Raw genomic sequence first — 26,183 nt, forward strand, 5'->3', positions numbered from 1 at the left:
GCGAGGTCAGCGGGCCGGTGGGGAGCGGGTGGGCGGCTTCGGTGCGTAGGCCGTCGAGTATGAAGGCGACGCCGCGACGCCAGGCGTCGGGGGCGGTGTCCTTGGCGGCGCGGGAGCGTTCTGCTGCGAGCCCACCTCGGCGAGGGCGAGATCGTCGACGACCCCGACACGCTGGTACGGCCCGGTCTCAGCCGGCCGGTTCGCTCTGCGCAGGGACCAGTGCACGGGGTGGCCGAGGCGCATCCGTCGTCTTTCCGGAACCGGCCCTCCGAACCATGCGCCGCCACAGCCGTCCCAGAGCCCGGTAGAAGCGGTCCGGAAGGAACACCGCGTCCGCGATGATCATCGCACCGGAGAACAGGGGCAGTCCCATGAGTACCGCGATACCCAGGTGCATGCCCAACAGCATGGTCAGGACCGGGTACTTGAGCCGCCCGAACAGGACGAACGGGAAGGCGACCTGCAACAGCACCGTCAGGTAGCAGGCGATGGCGATCAGTAGGTCGTGCTCGTCCGCCATGAGGGAGAGTCCGGGCCAGGGCCGGAACAGGTCGAGGTTCAGGGCGTAGTGGAGAGCGGTCCCGTTGCCCCAGGACCCGCCCTGCACTTTGTACAGGCCCGCGGACCCGTACACGAAGCAGACCTGGGCAGCGATGACGAGCATCCCGCAGTTGTGCAGCACGGCGGTCAGCGTCCGCCGGGAAGCGCGGAGGTGATGCCGGAGCCCGCCCGCCTTCCCGCCCACCGGCAGGTGGTGGGACTTGGCCTCGGCGGCCGTAGCAGCCGCGGATGCGCGAAGCCGGGTTCTGCGCGCGTCCAGGGACCAGCGACGGCCGCACGCGGTGAAGACGAGGTAGACGGTCATGAGGAGGATGAGGTTGTCTCCTCCGTCGGTCATGAAGATCGCCCTGCCGTGGAACGACACGACCACGACCGCGAACAGCACGGACACCGCTCTGGTCCGCCAGCCGAGGGCGAACAGTGCCGATACGCAGACGGCCAGTGCGTAACAGGCCTCGAAGTAGGCTCGATCGTCGGACAGGGTGAGGATGCTGACCCATCCCGTCTGGTCGAGCAGTTGCCTCGCCAGCTCCGGCGTCCACGGTGAGCCCGGACCCCAGATCTCGTCGCGGTGCGGAAACTCGCGCAACAGGAAGACGAGGTAGACAAGCCCGTATCCGATGCGCAGGACCGCCGCGGCGTACAGGGAGACAGGCCGTTCGGTCAGCACGCCGAGGCCCGCATGCCTCCGGTCGGGTGCGCGATGCGGCGCGCGCGCCGCCGCCCTCTCGGCTGCACGCGGGTGTGGTGCGGGTAGCCGCTCAGTTTCCATGGGAGTCCGCCTTCACCTTCCACCAGGGCAGATACCGCGTTTCGGCAGGCCTGGGCGCGGCTGCAGCCGGGGCCGGGCCGCCTGCCGGGGCGGGCGCGGCGATGGGCAGGGTGACCACCCGTAGCTGGATGGCCCCGAAGTTCCCGCCACGGTGGGCGGCGACGCGCTTCGAGGCGATGTTGGTCAGATATTGCTGCGTCATCAGCGCCCGCTGCGAGCGCGGCTGGTCGTCGTCACCGTGGGTTTCGAGGTAGGAACTCCAGGCCCGTCGCAGCATGTTCTGCGCCGTATGGCTCGGGAAGGGGTTGTGCTTCACCGCGGAGTTGTCCACGGCGGTCAGATCGAACCAGCGGCTCACCCGCGTGGCGCCGTCCGGGGCAGTGTGCTTGGTCCTCACCGAAATCTGTCGGTTGACCGACTCCGGATCCGGGGCGAAGAGTCGCCAGTTCTGCTCGAACAGCGGGTGGACCCATGCATTGACTTGCCGGCTGTATTGCTGGGAGAGCGAGTTCGTGGGCGCCACGTGCAGAAACACCAGGAGTACATGGACCAGGGCCGTCGCCAGGCAGAGGGCCGCGGCAGTACTCGTCAGCGCTTGCAGGAGGATCGGCGGAGGCTCCGATTGTTCCGGGGACTCTTCCATGGATTCCTGCTTGAATTCGTCCGCGGTTCTGCCTGCAGATTCGTTCGTAGATTCGCCCGCACCCGTCGACACAACGCCATCCAGCACGGCCCCACCCGGCCTTTCGATCCCGGCTTCTCTCACTGCTTCTCCTGAAGCTGTCATCGGCGGCGCGCGACGGAATCGACACCGATCCGCCGCGCGCCGCCCGTCCCCTCAGGGACGCACGCAGGACTCAGCTACGAGCGCTGTCGTAGCCGTCGTCTTTGCGGGGCTTGTCGCCGTGCCCGCCGTAACCGCCGTGCTCTTCGGGTTTTCCGCCGTGGTCGTGGCCGTCCGGCTTCTCGTGGTCGTGACCGTCCGGCTTCTCGTGGTCGTGACCATCCGGCTTCTCGTGGTCGTGACCATCCGGCCTCCCGAAGTCGGGGGCACCGGGGACGTCGCCATCGACGCCGCCGGTGAGACCGCCCAGGAGGCCGCCGTCAGTCGCGCCGGTGAGGCCGCCGTCGGTGGTGGCGCCGGTGAGGCCGCCGTCAGTCGCGCCGGTGAGGCCGCCGTCAGTTGCGCCGGTGAGGCCGCCGTCGGTGGCGCCGGTGAGGCCGCCGTCGGTGGCGCCCGTGGTGCCGCCGTCGGTGGCGCCCGTGGTGCCACCGTCTGTGCCGGCAGTGGTGGTGCCACCAGTGGTCCCGGTCCCGCACGACCCCACGGAGATATTGTTGGTGTCCATCGTCACGGAACCGACTCGCGCCAGCGCCCGCCCATTGATGTCCGCGCCGTTGTTAAGCGTGATCGAGGCCAGGGCCATGATGGTGCCGACGAAATCGGTCTCGGTTCCGAGAGTGGCGGAGCTTCCGACCTGCCAAAACACGTTGCACGGTGAAGCACCGTTGATGAGGTTGACGTTGCTGCCGGATGCGGTCGTCAGCGTCGAACCGATCTGGAACACCCACACAGCACTGGGGTCGCCCTGGGCGTCCAGAGTGAGGTCGCCTGTGAGTTGGGCGGAGCTGCTGAATCGGTAGACACCGGGAATCAGTGTGAGGCCACCGAGGTCCTGCCCGGTGAGGTCAAAGTCCGGGGCTTGGCCCGCAGCACTGTTGTACGCAGTTCTCAGATCGGCTTTTGCTCGGGCGGCGTGGGCGTCATCACTATGGATTGTGCCCAGCACCGTACCGGGCGGGAACCCGGTGATAGACGATCCGGGACTGACTCCCAGATCTCCGGAGACTAGAGACGGCCCGGTGTTGGTGACCGACTGCCCTCCCAGCACGGCGTAGCTCTGCGCGTCGCCCAGAAGCACGGGGTCGGCAACGGCGTGCGCGCGTGTCGGCGTCAGAGCGAGGACGGCGGCGACCACCACGGCCGTCACCGCCGCGATCCACACCGAAATTGTGCGCCGTACAGGCGCGTCAGGGATATGTAGCGTCATCGAGGGGCCAACTCCTTTGGGGGAATGATCTCGGTGATTCTCGGCCGCGCGGAATCTCCAGATTCTGCGGTTGGCATATTACGCAGATAAGAAATCCGTTTACGGCTTCTGCGGGCCGGTTTCGCTGAAATGGAAGAACTCTGGACAAGGTCTGTACAAATGATTAATGGGCCGAATGGTGCTGTTATCAATCCGGCCCGATGGCAGGCCGACGGCCCTCACGGCGCCGTTTTCCCCGCAGGCCCGAGCGGCTTTGGGCGGGGGCGGTGTGGTGGTGGGGATTCGACGGACCACTCCCGGGCCGGCGGCAACCCGACTGCCTCCTGGGGATTGCAGGAGGCAGTCGGGCCGAGGCTGCTCCTGGCTGCCTGCGGAAGAACTCGGCTCCGCAGCAGTCGTCAGCGGAGGGGGCGCCGCATGATGCGCCAGGACCCTCGCGCCGCGACGAAGGCCACAGCGGCAGCGAAGAGGACGATGCCGATGGCCGGCAGATGGCCCCCGCCCGGTGCGCGCGTTCCGCTGTGCCGACGCGCACCTGGGGCTGCTGGGCGAGCAGGCCGCTGTCCGTAGGTGATCAGGGCCCCCGCTTTCCAGAGTGAGTGCTCCCCGGCTGGCAGCTGGGAGGGCGAGGAGAAGGGTGCCCTCGCCGGCGTCATGGCTGATCAGGTCGAGCGACCGCTCCCGACTGGATCACCCCAGGTCGAACGCGTTCGGCAGGCCGGCCTTGAAGCGGAAGTGGTCGTGGCGCTTGAGGCTCTCGAGCTCCGGCGGCCGGAACAGCGGGGTGACCGTGCAGCGCGGCGCACTCGAACCTGCTTGATCCAGAAGGGCATTGACCGCCTGACGGGCCGAGGCGTTCGCGCCCTCCATGGTGGCGAGGTCGATGTCCACGGCGACGTAATCCCCGGACAGGAAGAAGTTCGGGACCGTGGTCCTGGCCGAAGGGCGGTTGTGCAGCGTGCCCACGGGGTGGATCAGCAGCTCGTCCTGGTTGGTCGGGTGCGGGGTGCCGATCCCGTCCACTCCGGGGTCCAGGAACCACGAGTGCAGCGTGCTGTCGCGCAGCACTGTCTTGCCGGTGTCGTTGAGTGCGTCCTTGAGCTGAGCCCACACCTCGCGTGCGACCTCCTCGCGGGTGCACTTTTTGGCCGTTTTGCCGTACAGGGCGCCAGGCTTGTCCCACTCGGAGATGTCCACCGACAGACACTCCTTGGCCACGCCGTTGCCGTAGTCGGCGGCGAAGTCACGCCCTGGCCAGTGCCGGGCCTGGGCGATCGCGGTCAGCGACCATGGCGAGTCGATGCAGTTGAAGTGGCCCTGTACCACGGGCGGCGTCTCGGTCAGATAGAACTGAAGGCCCGTCATCCAGTCCGTCTGCAGCTTGTCGCAGCGCGCCAACTGTGGGTCGGCAGCGCGTAATCCGGCACTCCAGGTGCGCCGCGCGTGCTCCACCGGCATGGCGGAGACATAGTGATCGGCGGTAATGGAGCGACGGACGCCGTCCGCATCCTCGATGACGGCCTCGGAGACCCGCCCGTCTCCGCCCAGCCTCACCTCGTGCACGGTCCAGCCGATACGGAACTCCACGCCCAGGGAAGTGAGATGAGCCACCCAGGGGTCGATCCAGGCCTCATTGGTGGGTGCGTTGAGGATCCGGTCGGGTGGGCCGTCCGCACCCCGGCCGAGCGCGTTGAAAACGAAGGCCTCGCCGAGGGTGCCGACCGTGCGGGTGCTGGCCTCCTCAGCCTTGGTGGCGACGATGTTGCGGGTGACGCCGACCGCGAGGATGCGCTGGTACTCCTTCGACATCTGCCCGGCGCGTACGAAAGTCCACCAAGGGGTGGCTTCCCAGGTGGAGTTGCGGCGCGCGTCGCAACTGGTCAGGAAAACGACGGCGCGGTTCACGAAGTACGCGATCTCATGGAGAGGAAGATTGAATCCCGTCTCCAGGAGACCGGTGAGGGCGCGTCTGATGTCGTCGAGGGTGAGCTCGGCGGGCCCCTTCTCCCCGGGGATGGGTATCCGCAGATCCTCGCGGCCGTTGTTCCGCGCGAACATCATCTCCTTGGGTGCGATCAGGTTGTCCCAGACGCCGCCTGCGTTCCCGGGAAAGGGGATGCGCCGCATCGTGTCGGGGAGGTTGTGGTAGATCCCCGGGATGAAGCGGAACCCGTGCTCCGCGGGCAGTGGCTTGCGGCTTCCCTTCGCGCTGTCCGGTACGTCCATGGAGCGGGCCTTGCCGCCGAGCGCCCGGCGCTCGTAGACGGTCACCGCGAAGCCCCGCTCGGCGAGTTCATGCGCCGCGGTCAGCCCGGCAACGCCACCGCCGAGCACGGCGACGGCCTGCTGCCGTCCCTGCGCCGGTGCCGCTGAAGCCGCCGTGCCGGTGCCCAGCGCCACCGTCCCGCCTGCGGCCGCGGCCCCCACGACAAAGGTGCGTCGCGTGCTGCCCGTTCGCCCCATGACCGGTCTCCCCTACCGTCGGTAACGCCTGCGGTCCGGCGAAGGAGCCTAAGGGAGCACCCCTCGACGCGGAAGGCATGGACATGACTGACGTGGGCATGCGCTCGAATGTGGCGCGTTTGCGTTGCCGGAGAGTCGGTCGTATCACCGCCAGGGGTGATCGAAGTGGCGTAGACGGCATGCCGTATCGCACGCCGCACAGGAACCGAGAAGCGTCGTCGACGGTGACGGAGCCGGGTGGCCAAGAGCCGGGTAGCGCAGGGTGGGGGATCGCACTCGGGTTCGTCCGGGCGCGGGGCGATTACGCCGAGGCCGTGTAGGGCGCGGTTCACCTCGGGGTACTGGCCGCGCGACTCTTCCAGACGCCGTTGGAGTCCGCGGTGCTGTCGCGGGCCTTGTCGATGGATTCGTAGATCGCCGTGGTCCGCTGTTCGAACATGGGAGGGCGCCGCCGGTGTCGGCGGTGCCCTGCTGAGCACGTGGACAGACGTCCGGCAAGGTGCGGCACCGGAGGATTCCGGCGCCGCACCTTCCGTTGGCGCGGTTGTGGCAGGCAGCGTTTCGATCAACGTTCTTCAACAATGAAAGCCCCAGGTCACTGACCTGGGGCTTTCATTGGAGCGGGTGACGAGAATCGAACTCGCGCTCTCAGCTGGGGAAGCTACGGCGCTTGTGGGGTGACATAGCTTCTGGCCTGCAGGGATACCGTCTTGGTGGCGCAGTCTCGCGACTTGGTCGCACCGCTGTTGACCGTAGCCGTCAGCTCTTACGGGCACGCGGAGGGCACGGCGCTGCGGTCAGTGGGAACGTGGAGTGAACGCGGCCCTCGTCGCGCTCGGACTGCATCGACTCGAAGGAATGCTCTGAGTGCGCCGTTGCGGGTGCACAGGCGAAGTGCCGGTCATCTTCGTGGAAGTGGGCAACAGGCTGTCCCCGGTCTACACATACGTCAATCCGGCCATGGCAGCGGGTGCGCTGTTCCTGGACGAGCTGCTCTCCCCCGGGACCGTCGCGCGGGCTGTCCGGCTGGGATCTCATCAGCGTTGACGTTGCCGGTCGTTGTTCGAGTCGGTGCGGGGCCGTGAGCGGAACGTGCGGCGGTAGGTGTCGGGAGGCACGCCGACCGTGCGGTTGAAGTGTCGGCGCAGCGTCGTGGCGGTGCCCATGCCGGTGGCTGTCGCGATGGCGTCGACGACGTCGTCGGTGGTCTCCAGCAACTCCTGGGCGCGGCGGATCCGTTGGGTCAGCAGCCATTGCAGCGGGGTAGTGCCGGTCACCGCCCTGAAGTGGCGGCCCAGATTGCGTGAGCTCATCCGTGCCTGGCGTGCCAGGTCCTCCACGGTGAGCGGGTGGTCGAGGCGTTCGATCGCCCAGGGGAACAGCGTGGCGAGCGGGTGGTCGTCCCGGGTGGGCACCGGGGCGGCGACGAACTGGGCCTGGCCGCCGGCTCGGTGAGGCGGCACGACCAGGCGGCGGGCGACGGCGTTGGCGACGGACGAACCGTGGTCGAGACGGACGAGGTGCAGGCACAGGTCCATCGCGGCGGCCTTGCCGGCGGAGGTGAGCACGCTGCCGTTGTCCACGTAGAGCACGTCCGGATCGACCTCGACGCGCGGATAGCGGGCGGCCAGGGCCTCGGTGTGCGCCCAGTGCGTGGTCGCGCGCTTGCCGTCCAGCAGGCCGGCGGCGGCCAGGACGAACGCGCCCGTGCACAGGGAGGCCACGCGCGCACCTGCTTCGTGGGCCGCACGCACCGCGCCGACGAGATCGGCGGGTGGGTCCTCGTCGGCGTCCGCCCAGCCGGGGACGATCAGAGTGCCGGCATCCTGGAGGCGGTCGAGCCCCTGGTCGGGCTCCAGCCGGAACCGGCCGACCCGCACGGCGTGCGACCCGCAGACCTCGACGTCGTACCAGGGGACGTCCACGCCGACCGGAGCGGCGCCGAACACCTCGTAGGCCATGGACAGTTCGAAGTGCAGCATTCCCTCGGTGAGGGCCAGCGCGACGGTACCCATGTCCGAAAGTGTACGGGGCACGTCGTTCCGGACACTCACGGTGGGACGCCCGCACTCGTCAGGATGTTTCACAGCGCAACAAGTACATCAAGCGGATCAATCGAGACGGGGAGAACCCATGGGATCGGGAGCGGGACAGATGGTGACGGTGTTCGGCGCGTACGGACACACCGGACGCTTTGTGGTGGCACAGCTGCGGGATCGCGGGTTCGTCCCGGTTCTCTCCGGCCGCGACGCCGGCAAGCTGCGGGCGATGGCGGCATCCGCCCCCGGACTCGAGGTCCGGCCGGCGTCGGTCGACGACTCCGCCTCGCTCGACCGCGCCCTGGACGGTGTCGACGCCGTGATCAACTGCGCCGGGCCCTTCGCGATGACTGCCGCTCCTGTGATCGAGGCGGCACTGCGCGCCGGGATCCCGTACGTCGATGTGGCGGCCGAGATCGAGGCCAACCTCGACACGTTCACGCACTTCGCGGACCGCGCCCGCGCGGCGGGAGCGGTGGTCGTTCCCGCGATGGCCTTCTACGGCGGCCTCGGTGACCTGCTGGCCACCGCCGCGATGGACGACTGGACGGCGGCCGACGAAGCGAACATCGCCTACGGGCTGAGCAGTTGGCACCCCACCCCCGGGACCCGCACCGCGGGCACGGTCTCCGGAGAGCGGCGAGGCGGCCGGCGTGTCCGCTACACGGACGGGCGGCTGGAGTACCACGACGACGAGCCGACGCTCCTGAAGTGGTCCTTCCCCGACCCGATGGGCACCAGTGAGGTCGTCGGGGAGTTCACGATGGCCGACGTGGTCACCATCCCCAGCCACCTCTCCATCCCCGAGGTGCGCACCCACATGGCGACCGAAGCGGCCAGAGACCTCTCGGCCCCGGACACGCCGGCGCCGACCGCGGCCGACGAGAATGGTCGGTCCGACCAGACCTTCCTCGTCGACGCCGTCGTACGCTCCGGCGGCATCGAACGGCGCGCCGTGGCAAGCGGCCGGGACATCTACGCCGTCAGCGCACCGCTCGCGGTGGAGGCGGTCCACCGCATCCTCACCGGCCAGACCCGCACGGTCGGTGTCGCCTCCGCCGGCGAAATCTTCGACGCGCCCGACTTCCTCCGCGCACTGTCCCCGCACATCTCCCTCGAACTGCTCCAGCAGCGGACAGTGTCCTGACCGTCGGGGTGGGCCACCTCGGTGCTGCGGCCAACGCCCACGGACGCACCGTCACCTTCGTTCGTGCCACATCTTGGTTGAGGTCCGCGACGCGGGCCGCCGTGAGACGGGCTCCGGACCCGCCACGTGATCATCGTGATTGCGCGTACGTCCGGCTTCCTGACCGCCCCGACTCGACGCACCCGGAGCACGGGCCGCGAATGAGGCGATCACGGCTGCCGGGTCCCTGGTCATGTCCCCGCTCCTGCTGGCGGACATGCATCACGCCGCGAGGCTCGAGCGCCGCCCCGTCCGTTTCCGCTACCACGCGATGGCCTCGACCCCGCGGATGCCGTGAACGTCGCACTCCGGGCGCCTCGGCGGCGCACGTAACCTCGTTCAGCCCTACTGAAGGAACAGCAAGCAGAGGGCTTCTGACGCGGGGAAGCCGCGACGCTCCCTTCCGGCGCAGCACCTTCGGGCGGAAGTGGCGGAAGGCGCGGGAGATCGTCGGCCTGCCCGAGGGCTTCCGGTTCTACGACCTCCGGCACACCGGGGACACTCTGTCGACCCCCGGCGATCACCTGGATGACGTTCGTGGTCACCGGCATGGCGTTGGGCCGACTGGACCTGACCTCCAGCGCGGTGCAGCGGCGGCTCGCCGTGGTCGGTCCCGCGCTGATCGGGTTCGGATACGGCGTCTCGTGGCTGGCGCTCCGGTTGTCCGGCGGCGATCAGAAGATCATGGCCGGGATGCCTGACATGAAGGGCCCCGGTGCCATGAAGGACCCCGGCATGACATCGGGATCGGGATCCTTCGGCATGCCGGTCGGTGGTGAGCTGTGGGGCCCTGACACATGGGGGGCTGCTGGCAGCCGAGCCGCACACCGGTTCCACGTTCGACCTCATCGGCAGCATCGGGATCGCGATCAACGTGGTCCTGTGCCTGACGGTGGCGATGGACCGACTGCCGTGGCTGCGCCGGCCGGCAACTCCGATCATCGCCGTCGGCACGATGTCCCTGACCCTCTACGTGGGCCACATCCTGGTCATCCTCGCCCTGCCCGGCAAAGCGGCCATCCCGCCGCAGTCCGCCTCCGCCGCGCTGCTGCTCTGGTTCATCGTCGGGGCCACCCTGTTCGCGGAGCTCTGGTCTCGCTTCTTCCGCCGCGGACCGCTGGAGTACCTGCTCAACGGCGCCACCAAAGTGGCGAATTACGTCCGATGAGCCTCGGGCGGGTACCCGGGAAGGTCAGCCCGAGGTCGCAACGACACCCTCAGACAACAGGTCTGACTCGGAGGCGGGCCTACCTCCTCCCGACCGGCGGACGGCCGGGTGCGCGCGGACAGTCATCGGTCCTTTGCCGCAGGGCCGGGCGGGGCAGGCAGACGCGTACATGCTGCGGCTTCTTCACCCCCGGTGCCGCTCTCCGCCTCGGCGTCACGGGTCCCAGGTCTGCCCTTGGAGGTGGCGCAGAGCTCGTGCGGCGGCGTGGGCTCCGCACATTCCGTGTGCGCCGGGGCCGGGCGGGGTGGCCGCGGAGCACAGGTAGTGGCCGGGCAGACCCGTGTCGTACGGGTGCAGGGTGGGCCGCGGGCCGAACAGCAGCTGGGGGATGTCCTTGGCGCCGGTCATGATGTTGCCGCCGACGTAGTTCGGGTTGTACGCGGCGAATCCGGGGGTGGTGCGCACCGCGGTGCCGACGATCCGGTCCCGGAATCCCGGGGCGAACCGCTCGATCTGGGCGGTGATCGCTCCTGTGGCGTCGCTGGACCAACCGGCTGGTACGTGGGCGTAGGTCCACACCGGGTGCACGTCGCCGGCCGACCGCAGGGGATCGGCCAGATACTGCTGGCCGACCAGGACGAACGGCCGATCGGGCATCCGTCCGGCGTGGATGTCCCGCTCCGTGGCGGCGATCTCGGCGTACGTGCCGCCGACGTGCACCGTGCCGGCCCGCCGCGCCGCTTCGGCGGTCCAGGGCACGCCGCCCTCGACCGCGAAGTCGACCTTGAACGCCCCCGGGCCGTACCGGAACCGCCGGTAGGCACGGGCGACCCGGGGCGGCAGCCGGTCGCCCAGGATGTCGGCCAGTGCGGTGGGCGCCACATCCCAGAGGGTCACGTCCGTGGGCGGCAGTTCGGAGGCCGACCGCACCCGTACGCCCGTCTCGATCTTCCCGCCGAGGTCGGTCAGCAGCGCGGCCATGGCGTCGGTGATGCGGCGTGATCCGCCGACGGCCACGGCCCAGCCGTGCCGGTGCCCCGCGGTGAGGATGCCGAGTCCGATGGCGGCGCTCAGTGGCCGCTCGAGAGGGTGGAAGGCGTGTGCCGCCACCCCGCCCCACAGCGCCCGCGCCTCCTCGGTCGCGAACGCCTTGCCCAGCAGCGACGCGGGGGCCAGCGCGGGGACGCCGAAGCGGGCGAGTCGGACGGGGTGCCGTGGGACGCGGAGCAGCGGGCCGAGGATGTCGGCGCCGAAGGTGTCGTATGCCGCCGACGGGCCGTCGAACAGCCACCGCCAGCGTCGGCCGTCGGCACCGAGACCGGCCGCGGTCTCGGTGACCGAGCGGTGCAGCACCCCTGCCGCGCCGCTGTCCAGTGGATGTACGCAGTCGATCTCCGGCAGCGCCCACCGCAGCCCGTAGCGGTCCAGGCCGAGCCCGCGCAGGAACGGTGAGCCGACGGTCATCGGGTGGACGGCCGAGCAGTGGTCGTGCAGCAGCCCGGGAAGGATCGCCTCACCGGAGCGGGTGCCGCCTCCGATCTCGTCGGCCGCCTCGAGGACGGTGACCTCTACGCCTTCCCGGGCCAGTGCGATGGCGGCGGCCAGCCCGTTGGGGCCGGCACCGACCACGATTGCCTTACTCATGTCGCCAAGCTTTCCACCGTGCCCTGCCCCACCACCGGCGACGACTGCCCGCGGGTCCAGGTCACGTCGAGCGGGATCGGGCCGTTCGGCAGCCACGGCTGCTCCTTGACCGCGTCGGCGACCTTCCACGTACCCCGCTCGATGACCCCCAGCGCGGCGTCGATCACCTGGTAGTGCTGCACCTTGCGGTGAATGGCCTGCGACTCCACCCATACGACGATCCACTCGCCCGGGGCGAACCCGACCCGGGACTGCACGGCGTTGACGAGGTCGATGTTGTGCAGGTGGCCGTCGCCGAAGTTGAACCCGATCAGCGAGTTGCACGCGAACTCGGCTTCACGCACGGTCCGTTGGTCGAGGTCGGGAAGGTTCTTCATGAGGACGGAGAACAGGCCGCGGCCCTGGCTGTGCATCGACCGCCAGGCGATCGTCTGCTGCATGGTGATCTCGGCGACAGCCGCCGGGTAGCCCATCGCCTGGAGCTGGTCGACCTGGTTGGTGGTCGGGCGGTGCGGCAGCGAGTTCAGCTTCTGCTCCGCGTCCGGCGCGAAGACCCACAGTGCGGAGGCCCAGTTGCCCGCGTACTGACGCATCGAGGGCAGGAACGACACCAGGTCCGGGCGCAGATTGCCCAGGACGGGAAAGAACAGAAGTGCGGCGGCGATCCCGGCGGTCAGCCACGGCGAGGACATGTCGCCGACACCGTAGCCGTCCTGGGCCGGGAAGCCTAGGAACAGGAAGACCGACAGGTACGCGAACAGGATGTTCCACTCCAGCGGCACCGCCAGCGGGAACGTCGAGACGATGAAGAGGTGGAAGACGACCATCAACGCAACGCCGGCGACGGTCAGCCAGCGGTTCGTGGAGAAGAGCAGCACCAACGGGATGATGATTTCCACGGTGGTGCCACCGACGTGCGCCATGAGGGTCGCGACCTTCGACGGGCGGATGTCATGGGGGAAGTCGCGGTAGTGGAGGAACTTGATCCGCTTCGACGGGACACAGGGGCTGTTGGAGACCATCGGCGACACCACGTGGGTGAAGTGAAGGCCGAACTTCGACACCCCGGCGCCGATCCACACCACGCAGATCAGCAGCTTCGCCGCGACGATCATGTCGGTGAGGGACAGGGCGGCGCAGAACACCAGCGCGGGCAGGTACTGCTCCCCCCGGGCAGCCAGGAAGAGCGTCTTGTCCCGCAGGCCGCACGCGACGTACAGCGCGATCGGCGCGATCAGCAGGGCCGGGCGCACCAGTGAGTCGGTGGGCACCGCGACCGCTGTCAGCAGGGACGCCAGGAAGGCCAGGTAGAGGACGACGTCGGCCGGCGTGCGGCGGTCACCGTCGGTGAACGGCACCCGCTTCCAGGGACGCAGCCGGATGGTGCCGGGCCGGGCCCAGAACAGGATGCCGCCGGTCATCGGCTTGAACTTGCCCGCGATCGGGCCCCAGGAGCCGGCCACGCCCAGCGCCTCCAGGAAGACCGTCCAGAGCAGAAGCTTCTGGTAGACGTCCGGCTGGTCCCACCAGTGGGCGACGTCCCAGAACGGTCCGGCGTCCGAGGTCCAGGTCACCAGGGCCGTACCGGCGAGGACGTACAGGAAGAGGACCTTGACCACGTACGTGGTGGGAATCATCTTCGGCGAGCCGAAACCGTACTCCACCCAGTGCAGGGCCAACGTTCTCATGCGTACCTGAAGAGGCTTGTCCAGGAATGTTTCCGGATCGACCGGCGGGAAGTCACCTGTTTTGAACCCCATTGTTCTCGCCTTTCTCGTACCGATTTTCGGGCGTGCTGATCCACACCGGAAATGCGCATGGAAATGTCCGGGTGATGTGGGGCGGTTATGTGGGTGTGATGCGGGGTGATTGTGCTTTACGAGCTCACGGTGAATGAGCGCAGGCGGGGTTTGTCGATCTTCCCCACCGGGTTCTTCGGCAGCGACTCGGTGACCACCACCGACACCGGTACCTTGACGCGGGCCAGCGAGCCGCGGCAGTGGTCGACGAGCTCCTCGGCCGTGGCGGAGGCACCCGGCAGCAGCGCGACGTACGCGACCGGCACCTCACCGAGCACCGGTTCGGGCGCGCCGACCACCGCCGCTTCCAGCACCGCCGGGTGGGTGTGCAGGACGTTCTCGATCTCCTTCGGGTAGATGTTCTCCCCGCCCCGGATGATCATGTCCTTGATCCGGTCGACCAGAACGAGATGGCCGTCCGTGTCGAAGCGCCCGACGTCGCCGGTGTGCAGCCAGCCGTCGACGACGGTCCTGGCCGTCTCGTCCGGCAGCCCGAGATAGCCGCGCATGACGTTCGGGCCACGGACCACCACCTCGCCCACCGACCCGGCGTCGAGGAGATGGCCCTCGGCGTCCATCACGGCGACCGTCTGCCCCGGCAGCGGGAGCCCGACCGTCCCCGGCCTGCGCGGCCCGGCGAGCGAAGCGAGATGGGGGTCCCCCCGGCCGGAGGCTGGGGGAGGGTTCAGCGTCGACGCGCAGGTGCCCTCGGACAGCCCGTAGCCCTCGACGACCGGCACCCCGAACCGGTTCTCGAACTGGGCGATCAGCTCGGCAGGCATCGGCGCGGCCCCGCAGATCGCCCGGCGCAGCGACGAGGTGTCCGGGCGTACGTCGTCCGGCAGCGAGACGAGCATGGCGTAGATCGCCGGTACCGCAGAGAAGTACGTCGGCCGCGCGGCCTCGACCGAGGCGAAGAAGGCCGGCGCCCGGAAGCGCCCCGCGATCGTCGCCCGCCCACCGGCCAGCAGGGGCGACAGCACGCTCACCACGATCCCGTTGACGTGGAACAACGGCAGAACAAGCAGGCTGTGATCGGTCTCGTCCAGACCGATGCCGTCGACGATCATCCGGCACATCGCGGCGATGTTGGCGTGGTCGAGCATGACGCCCTTCGGGCGGCCGGTGGTCCCGCTCGTGTAGATGATCAGGGCGAGGGCGTCGGAGGCGGGGGAGACGGCGTCCGGGGACCGGTCAGCGGGAGTGTCGGCGAACGCGGTCACGTCCAGGGTTCCCATGCCGCGGCCGTCGGTGATCACCACCTTGGCTCCGGAATCCTCGATCTGGTGGCGGGCCTCGGCATCGGTCAGCCCGGGATTCACCGGCGTGACCGCGGCGCCCAGCCGCCATGCCGCGAACATGATGACGACGAGTTCCAGACGGTTCGGAAGAGCCACCGCGATCACATCGCCGATACCGATTCCGTGCGTGCGGAGAACACTCGCCGCGGACCGGACCCGTTTCAGAAAAGCGTCATTTTCCAGCTGCTCGCGATCATCCGCGATGCAGGGTCCGGTGGGATTCCGGCCGGCCCGGACGTCCGGCAATTCGGCGATGTGCTGCACGATTTCCTCACCATTGAGTCGCACCGTGACGAAGGTGATAGGCAAACGCAATAACTGAAAGGTAGGCAGGGGATACGCGTCCGACCATGGGCTCGCGACACAGCCCGAACCCGCCTTGTTGTGCCACCGTCACAAAGCGGGAGGCGGACGTCTCGGGTACGGTCCGGCCATGAGTGCCGCCCATGTCAACGTCGACGTGATCGTGCGGGACGTCGCCAGGCGCACCCAGGCCGATCTTGAGAACATCACCGCGGAGATGACCTCGATGTTCGTCGACGTCATCCCCGAGTTCCGTCACGACGACGCCGTGCGACGGCTGATGGTCGCCAGCACCGCGTCGAACCTTGCGGCGATCGTCGACATGCTGGCGCTGAACATCTCCATCGACGACATCACCGTCCCGCCGGCCGCGGCGGAGTACGCCCGCCGCTTCGCCCAGCACGGCCTGTCACTGGAGGCACTCCTGCGCGCCTATCGCCTCGGCGAGCACATGGTCGTCCAGCGGGCCATGACCACCCTTGGCCGTCTTGGCCTGCCCACCGACGCCGCCCTGGCCGCGACCAGCCAGATCGCGCGACTGACGAACAGGTACATCGACCAGGTCATCGAGGGCATCATCGACATCTACGAGGACGAGCGCAGCCGGTGGGACGCCCGTTCCGACGCGGCTCGCGCCGCCCAGGTCCGCGCGGTGCTCGACACCGAGGGGCTCGACCTCGCATCGGCTGAGAAGATGCTGTCGATGTCTCTGCGTGGCTGGCACCTCGCCGCGGTCATCTGGTCGCGGCCCGGCTCACCCGACCCGGACGCGGCCCAACTGCGTGCCGGCGCGGCCATGTTGTCGGCGGCCACGGGCAAGGCCCCGCTGACGATCTCGGCCGACGAACGGACGTACTGGGCCTGGATCTCATCCACCGCCGAACCGACCCTCAACCTCCCCCTGCTCGAACATGAACTGGGCAAGCACCCGGCACTCCGGATCGCTGTCGGCGACGACCCGTCCCCCGGGCTCGACGGCTTCCGACAGACCTTCCGGGACGCGCAGCGCGCCCGCACGGTCGCCGTCACCGCGGCCGACCCGCACCGCGCGCTCGTCCTCCACTCCCAGGTCGCACTCGCCGGCCTCCTCGTCGATCACCTCGCCGACGTCAGGGCGTGGGCCGGACGCGTCCTCGGGGACCTCATGAACGATGACGGCGCCACGGTCCGCCTGCGCGAGACCGTGCAGGTGTTCCTCGACGCGCAGGGCAGTTTCACCGACGCCGCCGCACGTATGCACGTCCACAAGAACACAGTCCACTACCGCATACGCAAGGCCGAGGAGATCCTCGGCCACCCGCTCACCGAGAACCGACTGGACATCGAGGTGGCTCTGCTGGCCTGCGCGCAGCTCGGACTCGGAGGAGCGGACACGCATCCGGCGCGAGGCAACTGATCACCGAGGACAGCGAGGCCCACACCTGCTGGTCGGATCGCAGCCAGCGGTCAGGCTACGTCAGGGAGGTTCCGACGAGGTCGATGGTGGACGGCTCCCGGTCGGACTCGGAGAACTCCCAAGCCGTGATCTTGGCGATGGGGGCGAGCACCTGCACGGCGCGCTGCCGGCCCGCCGTCCCCTCCGGCCGGAATTCGGCGAGGTTGCGGTGCTCGTCCTCGGCCCCAAGCATGGGCTCAGGGGAACAGCGACAGAGCCCATCCAAGGGGCACGTCCCGGGAAGGCATGAGAGCCATGACGTTTCCTGCGGCCCGGCCTGCCGGCCATCGCCGGACAAGGCGCACTCGACCGGCATGGGCGCGATCGGCATGACCGACGACGACCGGCCGCTGCGCTGTCTGGTCACCGGCGCCACCGGGTACCTGGGCGGCAGGCTGGTGCCGGAGTTGCTGGTCGCCGGGTACTCGGTGCGCTGCCTGGCCCGCTCGCCCGGCAAGCTGCGGGACCATCCGTGGGCCGGGCAGGCGGAGGCCGTGCGCGGTGACGTGACGGACGAGGAGTCCGTGCGCGCGGCCATGGAGGGAATGGACGTCGCGTACTACCTGGTGCACGCGCTGGGCACCGGGCGGGGTTTCGAGGAGACCGACCGGCGCGCGGCCAGGATCTTCGGTGAGCAGGCGCGTGCTGCCGGAATCCGGCGGATCGTCTACCTCGGCGGGCTGAGCCCTTCCGGAGTACCCGAGCACGCGCTGTCACCCCATCTGCGGTCCCGCGCCGAAGTGGGCCGCATCCTCCTGGCCTCGGGCGTGCCGACCGCCGTACTGCGGGCAGCCGTGATCATCGGGTCGGGTTCGGCCTCGTTCGAGATGCTGCGCCATCTGACCGAGCGGCTCCCCGTGATGGTGACCCCGAGCTGGGTGCGCACCCGCATCCAGCCGATCGCCGTCCGCGACGTACTCCGCCTCCTCGTGGGGTGCGCGCGGCTGCCGTACGACGTGAACCGAGCCTTCGACATCGGCGGGCCGGATGTCGTCACGTACCAGGAGATGATGCGGCGGTACGCCGCCATCGCGCGGCTGCCGAAGCGGGTCATCCTGCCCGTTCCGCTGCTCACCCCCCGGTTGTCCAGCCTCTGGGTCGGTCTGGTCACCCCGGTGCCGGGCGCTCTCGCGCGCCCGCTGGTCGAGTCACTGAAGCACGAGGTGGTCTGCGCCGAGCAGGACATCGTCCGTTATGTGCCGGACCCGCCGGAGGGACCGGTCACCCTCGACCGGGCGATCCGGCTGGCTCTGAGGCGCGTGCAGGACGCGGACGTGGCCACCAGGTGGTCCTCGGCCTCGACTCCCCGCACCCCCAGCGACCCGCTGCCGACCGACCCCGACTGGGCGGGCGGGAGCCTCTACACGGATCACCGCGAGCGCACGGTCACGGCGTCGCCGCAGGAGCTGTGGCGGGTGGTGGAGGCGATCGGCGGCGAGAACGGCTGGTACTCCTCGCCGCTGGCCTGGTCCCTGCGGGGCTGGCTGGACACGCTGGTGGGTGGTGTCGGCCTGCGCCGGGGCCGCCGGGACGCGATCCGGCTGCGGGTCGGCGACAGCCTGGACTTCTGGCGAGTGGAGGCGATCGAGCCGGGCCGGCTGCTCCGGCTGCGCGCGGAGATGCGGCTGCCGGGCCTCGCCTGGCTGGAGATGGCCGTCGACCGGGATCCACAGGGGCGCACGGTGTACCGGCAGCGGGCCCTGTTCCATCCGCACGGCCTGGCCGGACACGCCTACTGGTGGGGCGTGGCCCCCTTCCACGCCGCGGTCTTCGGCGGCATGGCCCGCAACATCGCCACCGCGGCCGAATCGGCGGCCCTTGAACCGGCCCGTACCCACTGAGGGTGGCTCAGAGAACCGTGCGTGTCTGCGTCGCCCTGTTCACCGCGGACCTGCGGGTGTACGACAACCCGGTCCTGCAGGCCGCGCTGAGGGACGCGGAACGCGTAGTCCCGATCTTCGTCCGAGCCCGGACCGGCTTCCGGGGACGCGGCGGGTGCCGCGACTGTGCCTCCCGGTGCCGTGGCGGGTGCCGCGATCGTGCCCCGGACTCCGTGGCGGGGGCCACGGTTGTGCCTCATGGTGCTGCGGGGGCAGCCGACACCGCGCCGCCGTGCCGCTCTTTTTCTGGGGGCGGAATTCCGGTCACCGGTGGCGCCTCCGCTTGATCCGTGTGATCTTTTCAGCCATCCGCGATTCACTCCACAGCCGCGGAAAAAGCGGCAGGAAACGGTCGTACCGGTCGGGCGCCCGCGTGGGACGCGGGCCGTGCACCGGACTGTTACCGGCGTTCCGGGCCGATCTGTGCAGGTTCTGAGGCACTATCCAGTGGTGCTCCCTCCGATATCCCGGCTGCCGGTGTCCGGAACGGGGATACCGGATACCGCACCGCAACCGCAGTGGCTGAAAACGTGTCTTTGAATGCGTGGCCGAAGCCCCGGAGCGGGTGAGTTTCCGGTAGCACATGCGGCCTTGGGGGGCTGGGATGAACACATGGGGAGTGCCCGGATACACCGAGTCACTGGAGCTCGGATCAGGAGCGAGCGGGCGGGTCGTCCTGGCCGTGCATGAGGAGACGGGCGTGCCGGTCGCGGTGAAGTACCTCAGCGAATCACTGCGCACCCGGCCGGACTTCGTACGCGACTTCAGGGCGGAGGCGCGGCTGCTCGGCGGCCTGGAGAGCCCGTACGTCACCGGGTTGTACGAGTACGTCGAAAGCCCGGACGGCGCCGCCATCGTGATGGAGCTGGTGGACGGTGTCTCGCTGCGAACCCTGCTGACCAGGGAGAGTCCGCTCGATCCCGAGGCCGCGCTCGTGGTCCTCAAGGGGTCGTTGCTCGGCCTGGCCGACGCGCACCGCATCGGCGTCGTCCACCGCGACTACAAACCGGCGAACGTCCTGGTCGTACCGGACGGATCGTCCAAGCTGGTCGACTTCGGGATCGCGGTGGACGCCGGCACCAGCGTCAGCGTGGCGGGAACCCCCGCCTACATGGCCCCGGAGCAGTGGACCGGCGCGCCCGCCTCTCCCGCCGCCGACGTGTACGCGGCCACGGCCACCTTCTTCGAGTGCCTGACGGGCCACAAGCCGTACTCGGGTGACAATCTCGCCGAACTCGCGCTGCAGCACGTCGACGCGTCCGTCCCCGCCGAGGAGGCCCCCGAGGCGGTGCGGGAGCTGGTCCGTCGCGGTCTGGCCAAGGACCCGCGGCAACGGCCCACACACGCCGAGGAGTTCGTCACGGAACTGGAGGCGGTGGCCGGCGCCGCCTACGGGCCCGACTGGGAGGAACGCGGCCGCGGTCGGCTCGCCGCGCTGGTGGCCCTGCTGCCGCTGCTGCTGCCCTCGGCCCGCAGTGCCCCACGTACCACGACGGACACGGCACGTACGGTCCTGAGTCGCGAACCGGGCCTCGGCTGGGCGCACTCGTGGCGTCCCGGCCAGCCCGGGGTGCTGGTGGCCGGTGCGGCCGTGCTTCTGGCTGTCGTCCTGACCTACGGCATCCAGCACACCCCGCTGGGAGCGGATCCGCAGCAGGCGGCGCAGGCCCTGGCCACCACCAGAGCCCAGCCCGGTGTGGAGTCGGGAGAGCTCATCGCTCCGCCGACAGCGTCGGCGCACTCGTCCCCGCCGTCCCCGACGTCCACCGTGTCCCCCAGTCTGTTGCCCTCGGCCTCGGCGACGGCCGGCACCGGCGAGCCCTCGGCATCCGCCGCCACCACGGACCCGGGCCCCGAGACGACGACACCCAGCGCGGCGACGGGTCCGACGACCGCATCGGCAACGATCGACATCACCACGGACGGCACCGGACCGCTCTCCATCACCGTCTCGTGGTCCACGGGCGACACCGAGGGGAAGCTCGGCCTCCCGGACGGTGCGTCCCAGACGTTCGAGCGCAGCGGCGCCACCCAGTACACGCTCACCGTCGACCACACCTTCCAGGACAACGGCTGTTACTGGACGGTGCAGGCCACGACCACTCCGGCCTCCGCCGACGGCGGCGCCTCGCAGCAGCTTCTGACCAGGCGGTGTGTCCTCCGATGAGCGCTCAAAACGACCGCACTCCCGTGTCGTCTGCCCAGGACTGGGAGCCCACCCCGGTGTTCGGCTCCGTCGACGAAACCCGGGTGCTCGACCCGGCCGACGACCACACCTCCACCCTCCACCTCGGCCCCACCGACGAACACGCCCCGAGCGACGAACCAGGTTCCCCCGACGCCGAGTACAGCGCCACGGTGCTGGCCAGCCACTGGATCCAGAGGCCCGAGCCGGACACCACTTTCCTCGAGCCGCCCTCCACGGGGACCCTGCCGCCGCCGACGCTGCCCGACCGTGCCGAAGGCACCGTGCTGCGTTTCGGCCCGGGGGTGACAGCCGCCGCCGCGCACCGTACCCACAGGACGCTGCCCGCCGTGCCGCCGCCTCGCGTGCCCCCGCGCCGACGTCTGCGAAGACACGCTCTGCCCGCGCTCGTGCTGATCGCCGTCATCGCCTTCCTCGCCTGGCAGCGCCTCGGGCCCTCCGTCGCGGTGCGTACGGCGGCGGTCACGGCCCGGCCGACGGATCTGGGATGCGACGGCACAGCGGACATAGTCGCCCTCGTTGCCACGAACGGCCGGCCGGGCACGCTCTCCTACCGCTGGATCCGAAGTGACGGCACCGCCTCGGGCGTCCTGCACGAAGTGGTGGTCCGGGGCCAGAGACAGGCACGTCTGCACCTGCTGTGGACCTTCCAGGGCAAGGGCCACTACACGGCAAGGGCCGAACTACGGATCCAGTCCCCCACCCACCGCACGGTCACCACCCACTTTACGTACGACTGCCCCTGAAGAGCCCTCCGTTTCGTCAACCGAGGCCCGGCCTGGGTCGGCAACGTCAGCTCCGGCGCCCCGGTCGCCGTGATCGACTTCTACCTCCCGGAGGGCACCACCGCCACGTCTGTGCCCGACACCTGCCGCAACGCCGGGACCTTCCGGGCGACGACCCGGCCATCGGCCACTACGCCTGCACCTTTGGTGCGGATGCAGTGCGCGTCCGCCGACCGAACCAGACAGCAAAGAACCCCCGGGTCACCGACCTGGGGGCTTCGTATGGAGCGGGTGACGAGAATCGAACTCGCGCTCTCAGCTTGGGAAGCTACGGCGCTTGGGTGGGCTCCATGGCTCTGACCAGTGCAGATACTTAGTCCTTGGGGTGGTCGTGCGGGTCGGGACGCACCTCTGTTGACCGTGGTTGCCCGGTCTTACGGGCACGGCTGGGGCACGACCTCGGCTCACGCCGGTCGACCGCGCCGTCTTTCCCGTGGAGAGGTGCCTCGGATGCTTCCTCTGTAAGGCGCACATAGGCGATATCGCATGTGCAATCAGTTGGCGCGCTTGCTACGTGAGGTGAGGCTTGTGCCGTGTGCCCCGACGTGGGCGGAGGCCCGCCCGCCCCCTTCCGGGACCGTGCGGACCTACTGTCGGCGGTTGCATCTGTCCGTCGGCATTGGCCTCGTGGCGGGGATCGGACGTCAGACGGGGCGGAGGGCCTGATGCTCGTCCCGAGTGGCGAATGGTGTGTCACCCTCGTCGCCTCCGGCTCCATGCCGGGCCCGTTGGCGGTAACGGACCAGAGCAAGGGCCCGGGCGGTGATGACCGCGGTGGAGGCGAGGCTCCCGGCCGCTGCGCATACGACAAGGGCCGGCCAGGCGTAGGTGGTCTGCGTCAGGGTTCCGGAGCGGTTCATCAGCAGGCCCAGAAGCGAGGCGAGTTGGGTGAGGAAGAGGATGGGGAGGGCTTGGGGCAGCAACCGCAGGACCGTTCGCCACCATGGTCGCCGTGCGGTGTGCCGCGCCCATCGACGCGCACGCAGGACACCACGGACGCCAAGGCCCGTCGCCAGCAGGGTCAGCGCCGCCAGGACCCAGTCGGCCGTCATCGAGAAGGGCTCTGCCACCTCGGGGCTCTTGCCCCGCGCGAGGTCGACGAGGCCCTGCGAGAGCTGAGCGGCGTCGTCTCCGGAGATCAGGCCGGTGTTGGTGACGACCGCGATGCCGATCCTGCTGTCGGGCAGCAGGATGGCCATGGAATTGTGGGTCAGGAGTTGGCCCGTGTGCTGGATCTCCTCGGTCCCGTCACTCTGCTGGTTCCGCATCCAGCCCATCGCATAGTCCGTGTCCTTCGGCGCTTTTGGCGGGGTGCGCGTGAGTTCGATGGTGCGTGCCGTGGCGATACGGCGGCCGTCGGCGGACACGCCCTGGTTGTTCTGGGCGATCAGCCATTGGGAGAGGTCGTCTGCGGTGGTGACGACACCATGGCCGCCGGCGGTGAACCAGCGGGGGTGGGGACGGGAAAACGTCGTGCCGTAGGCGCGAACGTAGCCGCGGGCCTGGTCGGGCATCTCGGTGGTCGTGTCGACGGATGCGGTGTGCGTCATGCGCAGCGGCTCGAAGAGCTTGGCGGACAGGTAGTCGGCGAAAGGCTGTCCGCTGACCACCTCGACCAGGCGGGCCGCGACGAAGTAGTTGGGGTTGTGATAGCGGTGCCGGGTGCCCGGCGCGGTGGCGAGGTGCGCCTCGCGCATCGCGGCGACGGCCTCCTTGAGGGTGTGCGGTTGGGCGCGGGTCAGATCCGGGTAGGCGGAGTCGGCCATACCGGAGGTCTGGGTCAGGACCTGCCGGACGGTGATCTCCTGGGAGCGCCGGTCGGCCATGGTGAACTCGGGCAGGTAGCGGTGCACAGGCTGGTCCAGGTCGACTTTGCCCGCCTCGACCAGTTGCATGACGGCGAGTGCGGTCATGGACTTCGACAGTGACGCCACGGGCAGGCGGGTCCGCTCCGTCACGGCCTGCCCGGACGCGGTGTCCCCGTACCCCGCGGTGTGGACGACCTGGTCGCCCTTGGTCACGGCGACCACCGCGCCCGGCAGACGGGTCTGCTCCAGGTAGTCGCGTACGAATCGGTCGATCGAGGCCGGATCCAAGGTGGCGGTGGACTGCGCGGCCGAGGGGGTCGGTACGGCGGTCGCCGCGATCGCGATACCGAGCGTGGCCAGCACGGTGCCGAGTCGGCGACGCGTACCGGCAAGGACGGTGAACAGCTTCATGGAACCCAGTGCACCGGTCCGTCCCCCGTCGGCACACTGGCGCACACGCGAGTCCAGGGGGTAGTGCATGCACTACTGCTTCAAGATCTCCGGCTCGCTAGAGTCGGAAGGTGCGACATCGGACCGCCTGGCAGGCGCTCGGCCAGAACCCGCTGAAGGTGCTCGGCTCCAGCTGGCCCTGGCGGTCCTTCGCGTACCTGCTGTCCGGTGTCGTCTTCGGCACCGTCACCAGCATCGTCCTCGTGGTCGCGCTCGTCGCGGGAGTCGTCTCGCTGGTGGTGTTGGTCGGGGCGCTGATCCTGCTCGGTGTGGCGCTGTCCGGTGTCGCCGTCACCCGATTCGAGCGGTGGCGCCTGCGTCTGGTGGACCTCGACCCGGTGCCGGACCCGCACCGGGCCCCCGAACGCCCGGGACTCGTCGGATGGGTGCGAACCCGGCTGCGAGAGCCCGCGACCTGGCGCGAGCTGGGCTTCACCGTGGTGTCGGCGACCGCGCTGTGGTGGATGGACTTCATCGTCCTGGGCTTCGCCCTGGTTGTCCCCGTGCTGGTGATCATGTCGCCCCTCGACGATCCCGGCGCCTGGCCACTGGTGATCGTCGGCCTCTGTCTGTTCGCCGCCGCGCCGTACACCATCACCGCCTGGGCCGGCGCGAGGGCCGCGGTCACGCGTCTCATGCTGGCGCCGCGCGACAGCGAACTGGGCCGTGAGCTCACCGACGTACGGGCCTCCAGGGCGCGGCTGGTCGACGCCTTCGACGCGGAGCGGCGCCGGATCGAGCGGGACCTGCACGACGGGGCGCAGCAGCGGCTGGTCTCTCTGAACGTGATGCTCGGCCTGGCAGCCCTCGACACCGAGCCGGACTCACCTATGGTCGGCCAGCTCGCCAAGGCACAGGAACAGGTCGCGCTCGCCGTCGACGAGCTGCGTGAGCTCAGCCGCGGCGTCCATCCGAAGGCTCTCACCGACCACGGTCTGGCCGCCGCCGTCGAGAACCTGGCGGGGCGCTCCGTACTGCCCGTCACGGTCGACATCCGCCTGCCTCGTCGTTTGCCACTCTCCGTGGAGACCGCGGCGTACTTCGTGATCGCCGAGGCTCTGACCAACGCCGTCAAGCACAGTCAGGCAACCCGAGTCGAGGTGCACGCCCGCCTGCACACCGACGTGCTGGCCCTGTCGGTCAGTGACGACGGTATCGGCGGCGCCGCACCGGAGGCGGGTACCGGCCTCATCGGCTTGGCCGACCGTGTGGCCGTGGCTGACGGCAGACTCCGCATCTCCAGCCCGCCGGGCGGGCCTACCCTGCTGCACGTGGAGCTGCCATGCCACTGACCGTCGTACTCGCCGAGGACTCCCCGCTGATGCGGGACGGCCTGGTCGGAGTGCTCACCCGCTTCGGCCACCAGGTTCTCGCCGCCGTCGGCGACGCGGACGCCCTGATCGCCGCCGTTCGGGAACACCGTCCCGACATCGTCGTCACCGACGTCCGCATGCCACCGGACAACACCGACGACGGCCTGCGCGCCGCCGTCGCCCTGCGCCAAGAGCGCCCCAGCCTGCCGGTCCTGGTGCTCAGCCAGTACATCGAGCAGTCCTACGCCGCCCACCTGCTCGACCTGGGCAGCGACACCGGGGTCGGCTACCTCCTCAAGGACCGCGTCAGCGCCGTCAGCGAGTTCGTCGACGCGGTCGCCCAGGTCGCCGCGGGCGCGACGGTCGTGGATCCCGAGGTGGTCCGCCAACTCCTCAACCGCCGCCGCGACCCCCTGCAACGCCTCACCCCCCGAGAGCGCGAGGTCCTCGCCCTGATGGCCGAGGGGCGCACCAACACCGCCATCGCCCGCGAGCTGTACGTCACCGAAGCTGCGGTCAACAAACACGTCAGCAACATCCTTCAGAAACTCGAGCTCCACCTCGACGGCCACGGCCACCGCCGCGTCCTCGCCGTCCTCACCTACCTCCGCGGATGACCGGCGACGAGCGGGCACCAGGCGTTCGGTGAGCGAAGGCGCCTGCTGTCGTTCGGCCTACAGCCCGTGTCATCGCGGCTGTGCGCCGCGACCCGCTTCCCAACCGCCCGTTTTCGGCGCCTGGTTGATGATGGAAAAGCAGGCTGAGGGCTTTCCCGTGGGAGGGGGCGATGCGCTCTACGAAACCCCAGGTCGGCGCCACGTTCCGAGGCAGGAGTGGTGACCGCATGGCGCCCACCAAGCACTCGTGACCTCCGCGTGCCCGATCTTCGTGTGTCCGCCGGGCCGGGTCGGGTCGGGTCGGGTCGGGTCGGGTCGGCGGAGAATCCCCAGCAATACACAAGCCCCGGGCCGCTGACCTGGGGCTTAAAGAAGAGCGAGTGACGAGAATCGAACTTGCGC

The 26,183-nt window shown here is 69.5% G+C and carries 21 protein-coding genes and 1 pseudogene; 12 read left to right on the forward strand and 10 right to left on the reverse strand.

Annotation, left to right across the window (positions count from 1 at the left end; all coding sequences use genetic code 11):
• Positions 1-187: 187 nt before the first annotated feature.
• The 4 genes from G6048_RS07555 to G6048_RS07570 all read right to left on the reverse strand — a co-directional run bounded on the left by G6048_RS07555 (position 188) and on the right by G6048_RS07570 (position 5,847).
• Positions 188-1,333 (reverse strand): HTTM domain-containing protein, encoded by a 1,146-nt coding sequence (locus G6048_RS07555; protein ID WP_165338664.1) that lies wholly within the window; start codon positions 1,331-1,333, stop codon positions 188-190.
• Positions 1,323-1,976, reverse strand: coding sequence for a DUF5819 family protein (locus tag G6048_RS07560; RefSeq protein ID WP_235989531.1), 654 nt, complete (start codon positions 1,974-1,976; stop codon positions 1,323-1,325). The genes G6048_RS07555 and G6048_RS07560 overlap by 11 nt, the downstream gene beginning before the upstream one ends.
• 214 nt (positions 1,977-2,190) lie before the next feature.
• A complete protein-coding gene (locus tag G6048_RS07565) occupies positions 2,191-3,384 on the reverse strand; it encodes an ice-binding family protein (protein ID WP_165338665.1) in 1,194 nt (397 codons plus the stop codon).
• Positions 3,385-4,074: 690 nt separating this feature from the next.
• Entirely contained in the window at positions 4,075-5,847 is a 1,773-nt protein-coding gene (locus G6048_RS07570) for a hydroxysqualene dehydroxylase (RefSeq protein ID WP_165338666.1), read from the reverse strand.
• A 915-nt stretch (positions 5,848-6,762) separates the two neighbouring features.
• On the opposite strand from G6048_RS07570, the gene G6048_RS50840 reads away from it, so the two are divergent.
• Positions 6,763-6,894 (forward strand): hypothetical protein, encoded by a 132-nt coding sequence (locus tag G6048_RS50840; protein WP_268978635.1) that lies wholly within the window; start codon positions 6,763-6,765, stop codon positions 6,892-6,894.
• On the opposite strand, the gene G6048_RS07575 is transcribed toward G6048_RS50840, so the two are convergent.
• Positions 6,885-7,862 carry a helix-turn-helix domain-containing protein gene (locus tag G6048_RS07575; RefSeq protein ID WP_165338667.1) on the reverse strand — a complete coding sequence of 326 codons (978 nt, stop codon included), beginning with the start codon at positions 7,860-7,862 and terminating at the stop codon, positions 6,885-6,887. The genes G6048_RS50840 and G6048_RS07575 overlap by 10 nt on opposite strands.
• A 118-nt stretch (positions 7,863-7,980) precedes the next feature.
• Between G6048_RS07575 and G6048_RS07580 the strand changes: the two genes are divergently transcribed.
• The 3 genes and pseudogenes from G6048_RS07580 (at position 7,981) to G6048_RS51310 (ending at position 10,240) form a co-directional block, all read left to right on the forward strand.
• Positions 7,981-9,033, forward strand: a complete 1,053-nt coding sequence (locus G6048_RS07580; RefSeq protein WP_165338668.1) for a saccharopine dehydrogenase family protein — start codon at positions 7,981-7,983, stop codon at positions 9,031-9,033.
• A gap of 407 nt (positions 9,034-9,440) precedes the next feature.
• A pseudogene (locus tag G6048_RS49270) lies at positions 9,441-9,584 on the forward strand (tyrosine-type recombinase/integrase); the annotation flags it as partial.
• Positions 9,585-9,847: 263 nt separating this feature from the next.
• Entirely contained in the window at positions 9,848-10,240 is a 393-nt protein-coding gene (locus G6048_RS51310) for a DUF418 domain-containing protein (protein WP_328825696.1), read from the forward strand.
• A gap of 213 nt (positions 10,241-10,453) precedes the next feature.
• Here the strand turns inward: G6048_RS51310 and G6048_RS07600 are convergent, their stop codons facing one another.
• From G6048_RS07600 to G6048_RS07610, 3 genes are all read right to left on the reverse strand, one after another.
• Entirely contained in the window at positions 10,454-11,884 is a 1,431-nt protein-coding gene (locus G6048_RS07600; protein ID WP_033328184.1) for a phytoene desaturase family protein, read from the reverse strand.
• Positions 11,881-13,644: a DUF3556 domain-containing protein gene (locus G6048_RS07605; protein ID WP_165338669.1), complete on the reverse strand. Its 1,764-nt coding sequence runs from the start codon at positions 13,642-13,644 to the stop codon at positions 11,881-11,883. The genes G6048_RS07600 and G6048_RS07605 overlap by 4 nt, the downstream gene beginning before the upstream one ends.
• 116 nt (positions 13,645-13,760) lie before the next feature.
• Positions 13,761-15,188 (reverse strand): class I adenylate-forming enzyme family protein, encoded by a 1,428-nt coding sequence (locus tag G6048_RS07610; RefSeq protein ID WP_328825701.1) that lies wholly within the window; start codon positions 15,186-15,188, stop codon positions 13,761-13,763.
• On the opposite strand from G6048_RS07610, the gene G6048_RS51315 reads away from it, so the two are divergent.
• Together G6048_RS51315 and G6048_RS07615 are read left to right on the forward strand one after the other, a co-directional pair.
• A complete protein-coding gene (locus G6048_RS51315; RefSeq protein WP_328825702.1) occupies positions 15,108-15,302 on the forward strand; it encodes a hypothetical protein in 195 nt (64 codons plus the stop codon). The genes G6048_RS07610 and G6048_RS51315 overlap by 81 nt on opposite strands.
• A gap of 115 nt (positions 15,303-15,417) precedes the next feature.
• The gene (locus G6048_RS07615) at positions 15,418-16,683 is read left to right on the forward strand and encodes a PucR family transcriptional regulator (RefSeq protein ID WP_165338670.1); all 1,266 of its coding nucleotides are present in this window, start codon (positions 15,418-15,420) and stop codon (positions 16,681-16,683) included.
• A gap of 55 nt (positions 16,684-16,738) precedes the next feature.
• Here the strand turns inward: G6048_RS07615 and G6048_RS07620 are convergent, their stop codons facing one another.
• Positions 16,739-16,915, reverse strand: coding sequence for a hypothetical protein (locus G6048_RS07620; RefSeq protein WP_165338671.1), 177 nt, complete (start codon positions 16,913-16,915; stop codon positions 16,739-16,741).
• 121 nt (positions 16,916-17,036) lie between these two features.
• On the opposite strand from G6048_RS07620, the gene G6048_RS07625 reads away from it, so the two are divergent.
• The 4 genes from G6048_RS07625 to G6048_RS07640 all read left to right on the forward strand — a co-directional run bounded on the left by G6048_RS07625 (position 17,037) and on the right by G6048_RS07640 (position 21,554).
• Positions 17,037-18,563, forward strand: coding sequence for an SDR family oxidoreductase (locus tag G6048_RS07625; protein ID WP_408056121.1), 1,527 nt, complete (start codon positions 17,037-17,039; stop codon positions 18,561-18,563).
• A 17-nt stretch (positions 18,564-18,580) separates the two neighbouring features.
• Positions 18,581-18,889, forward strand: coding sequence for a deoxyribodipyrimidine photo-lyase (locus tag G6048_RS50845; protein WP_165338698.1), 309 nt, complete (start codon positions 18,581-18,583; stop codon positions 18,887-18,889).
• Positions 18,890-19,206: 317 nt separating this feature from the next.
• Positions 19,207-20,769, forward strand: a complete 1,563-nt coding sequence (locus G6048_RS07635; RefSeq protein WP_165338672.1) for a serine/threonine protein kinase — start codon at positions 19,207-19,209, stop codon at positions 20,767-20,769.
• Positions 20,766-21,554 (forward strand): hypothetical protein, encoded by a 789-nt coding sequence (locus G6048_RS07640; RefSeq protein WP_165338673.1) that lies wholly within the window; start codon positions 20,766-20,768, stop codon positions 21,552-21,554. The genes G6048_RS07635 and G6048_RS07640 overlap by 4 nt, the downstream gene beginning before the upstream one ends.
• Positions 21,555-22,237: 683 nt before the next feature.
• Here G6048_RS07640 and G6048_RS07645 read toward each other — a convergent pair.
• Entirely contained in the window at positions 22,238-23,812 is a 1,575-nt protein-coding gene (locus G6048_RS07645; protein ID WP_165338674.1) for a serine hydrolase domain-containing protein, read from the reverse strand.
• Positions 23,813-23,922: 110 nt separating this feature from the next.
• On the opposite strand from G6048_RS07645, the gene G6048_RS07650 reads away from it, so the two are divergent.
• Positions 23,923-25,143 (forward strand): sensor histidine kinase, encoded by a 1,221-nt coding sequence (locus G6048_RS07650; protein ID WP_165338675.1) that lies wholly within the window; start codon positions 23,923-23,925, stop codon positions 25,141-25,143.
• Positions 25,134-25,781 carry a response regulator gene (locus G6048_RS07655; protein ID WP_165338676.1) on the forward strand — a complete coding sequence of 216 codons (648 nt, stop codon included), beginning with the start codon at positions 25,134-25,136 and terminating at the stop codon, positions 25,779-25,781. Before G6048_RS07650 ends, G6048_RS07655 begins: the two co-directional genes overlap by 10 nt.
• The last annotated feature ends 402 nt before the right edge of the window (positions 25,782-26,183 follow it).

Source organism: Streptomyces ureilyticus (assembly GCF_011045025.1).
GTDB classification, from domain to species: Bacteria; Actinomycetota; Actinomycetes; order Streptomycetales; family Streptomycetaceae; genus Streptomyces; species Streptomyces ureilyticus.

Excerpts from the sequence above, each read along its gene's own strand:
- G6048_RS07555 (WP_165338664.1), bottom strand. The coding sequence starts at position 1,333 with ATGGAAACTGAGCGGCTACCCGCACCACACCCGCGTGCAGCCGAGAGG.
- G6048_RS07560 (WP_235989531.1), bottom strand. The coding sequence starts at position 1,976 with ATGGAAGAGTCCCCGGAACAATCGGAGCCTCCGCCGATCCTCCTGCAA.
- G6048_RS07565 (WP_165338665.1), bottom strand. The coding sequence starts at position 3,384 with ATGACGCTACATATCCCTGACGCGCCTGTACGGCGCACAATTTCGGTG.
- G6048_RS07570 (WP_165338666.1), bottom strand. The coding sequence starts at position 5,847 with ATGGGGCGAACGGGCAGCACGCGACGCACCTTTGTCGTGGGGGCCGCG.
- G6048_RS07575 (WP_165338667.1), bottom strand. The coding sequence starts at position 7,862 with ATGGGTACCGTCGCGCTGGCCCTCACCGAGGGAATGCTGCACTTCGAA.
- G6048_RS07580 (WP_165338668.1), top strand. The coding sequence starts at position 7,981 with ATGGGATCGGGAGCGGGACAGATGGTGACGGTGTTCGGCGCGTACGGA.
- G6048_RS07600 (WP_033328184.1), bottom strand. The coding sequence starts at position 11,884 with ATGAGTAAGGCAATCGTGGTCGGTGCCGGCCCCAACGGGCTGGCCGCC.
- G6048_RS07605 (WP_165338669.1), bottom strand. The coding sequence starts at position 13,644 with ATGGGGTTCAAAACAGGTGACTTCCCGCCGGTCGATCCGGAAACATTC.
- G6048_RS07615 (WP_165338670.1), top strand. The coding sequence starts at position 15,418 with ATGAGTGCCGCCCATGTCAACGTCGACGTGATCGTGCGGGACGTCGCC.
- G6048_RS07620 (WP_165338671.1), bottom strand. The coding sequence starts at position 16,915 with ATGCTTGGGGCCGAGGACGAGCACCGCAACCTCGCCGAATTCCGGCCG.
- G6048_RS07625 (WP_408056121.1), top strand. The coding sequence starts at position 17,037 with ATGGGCGCGATCGGCATGACCGACGACGACCGGCCGCTGCGCTGTCTG.
- G6048_RS07635 (WP_165338672.1), top strand. The coding sequence starts at position 19,207 with ATGAACACATGGGGAGTGCCCGGATACACCGAGTCACTGGAGCTCGGA.
- G6048_RS07640 (WP_165338673.1), top strand. The coding sequence starts at position 20,766 with ATGAGCGCTCAAAACGACCGCACTCCCGTGTCGTCTGCCCAGGACTGG.
- G6048_RS07645 (WP_165338674.1), bottom strand. The coding sequence starts at position 23,812 with ATGAAGCTGTTCACCGTCCTTGCCGGTACGCGTCGCCGACTCGGCACC.
- G6048_RS07655 (WP_165338676.1), top strand. The coding sequence starts at position 25,134 with ATGCCACTGACCGTCGTACTCGCCGAGGACTCCCCGCTGATGCGGGAC.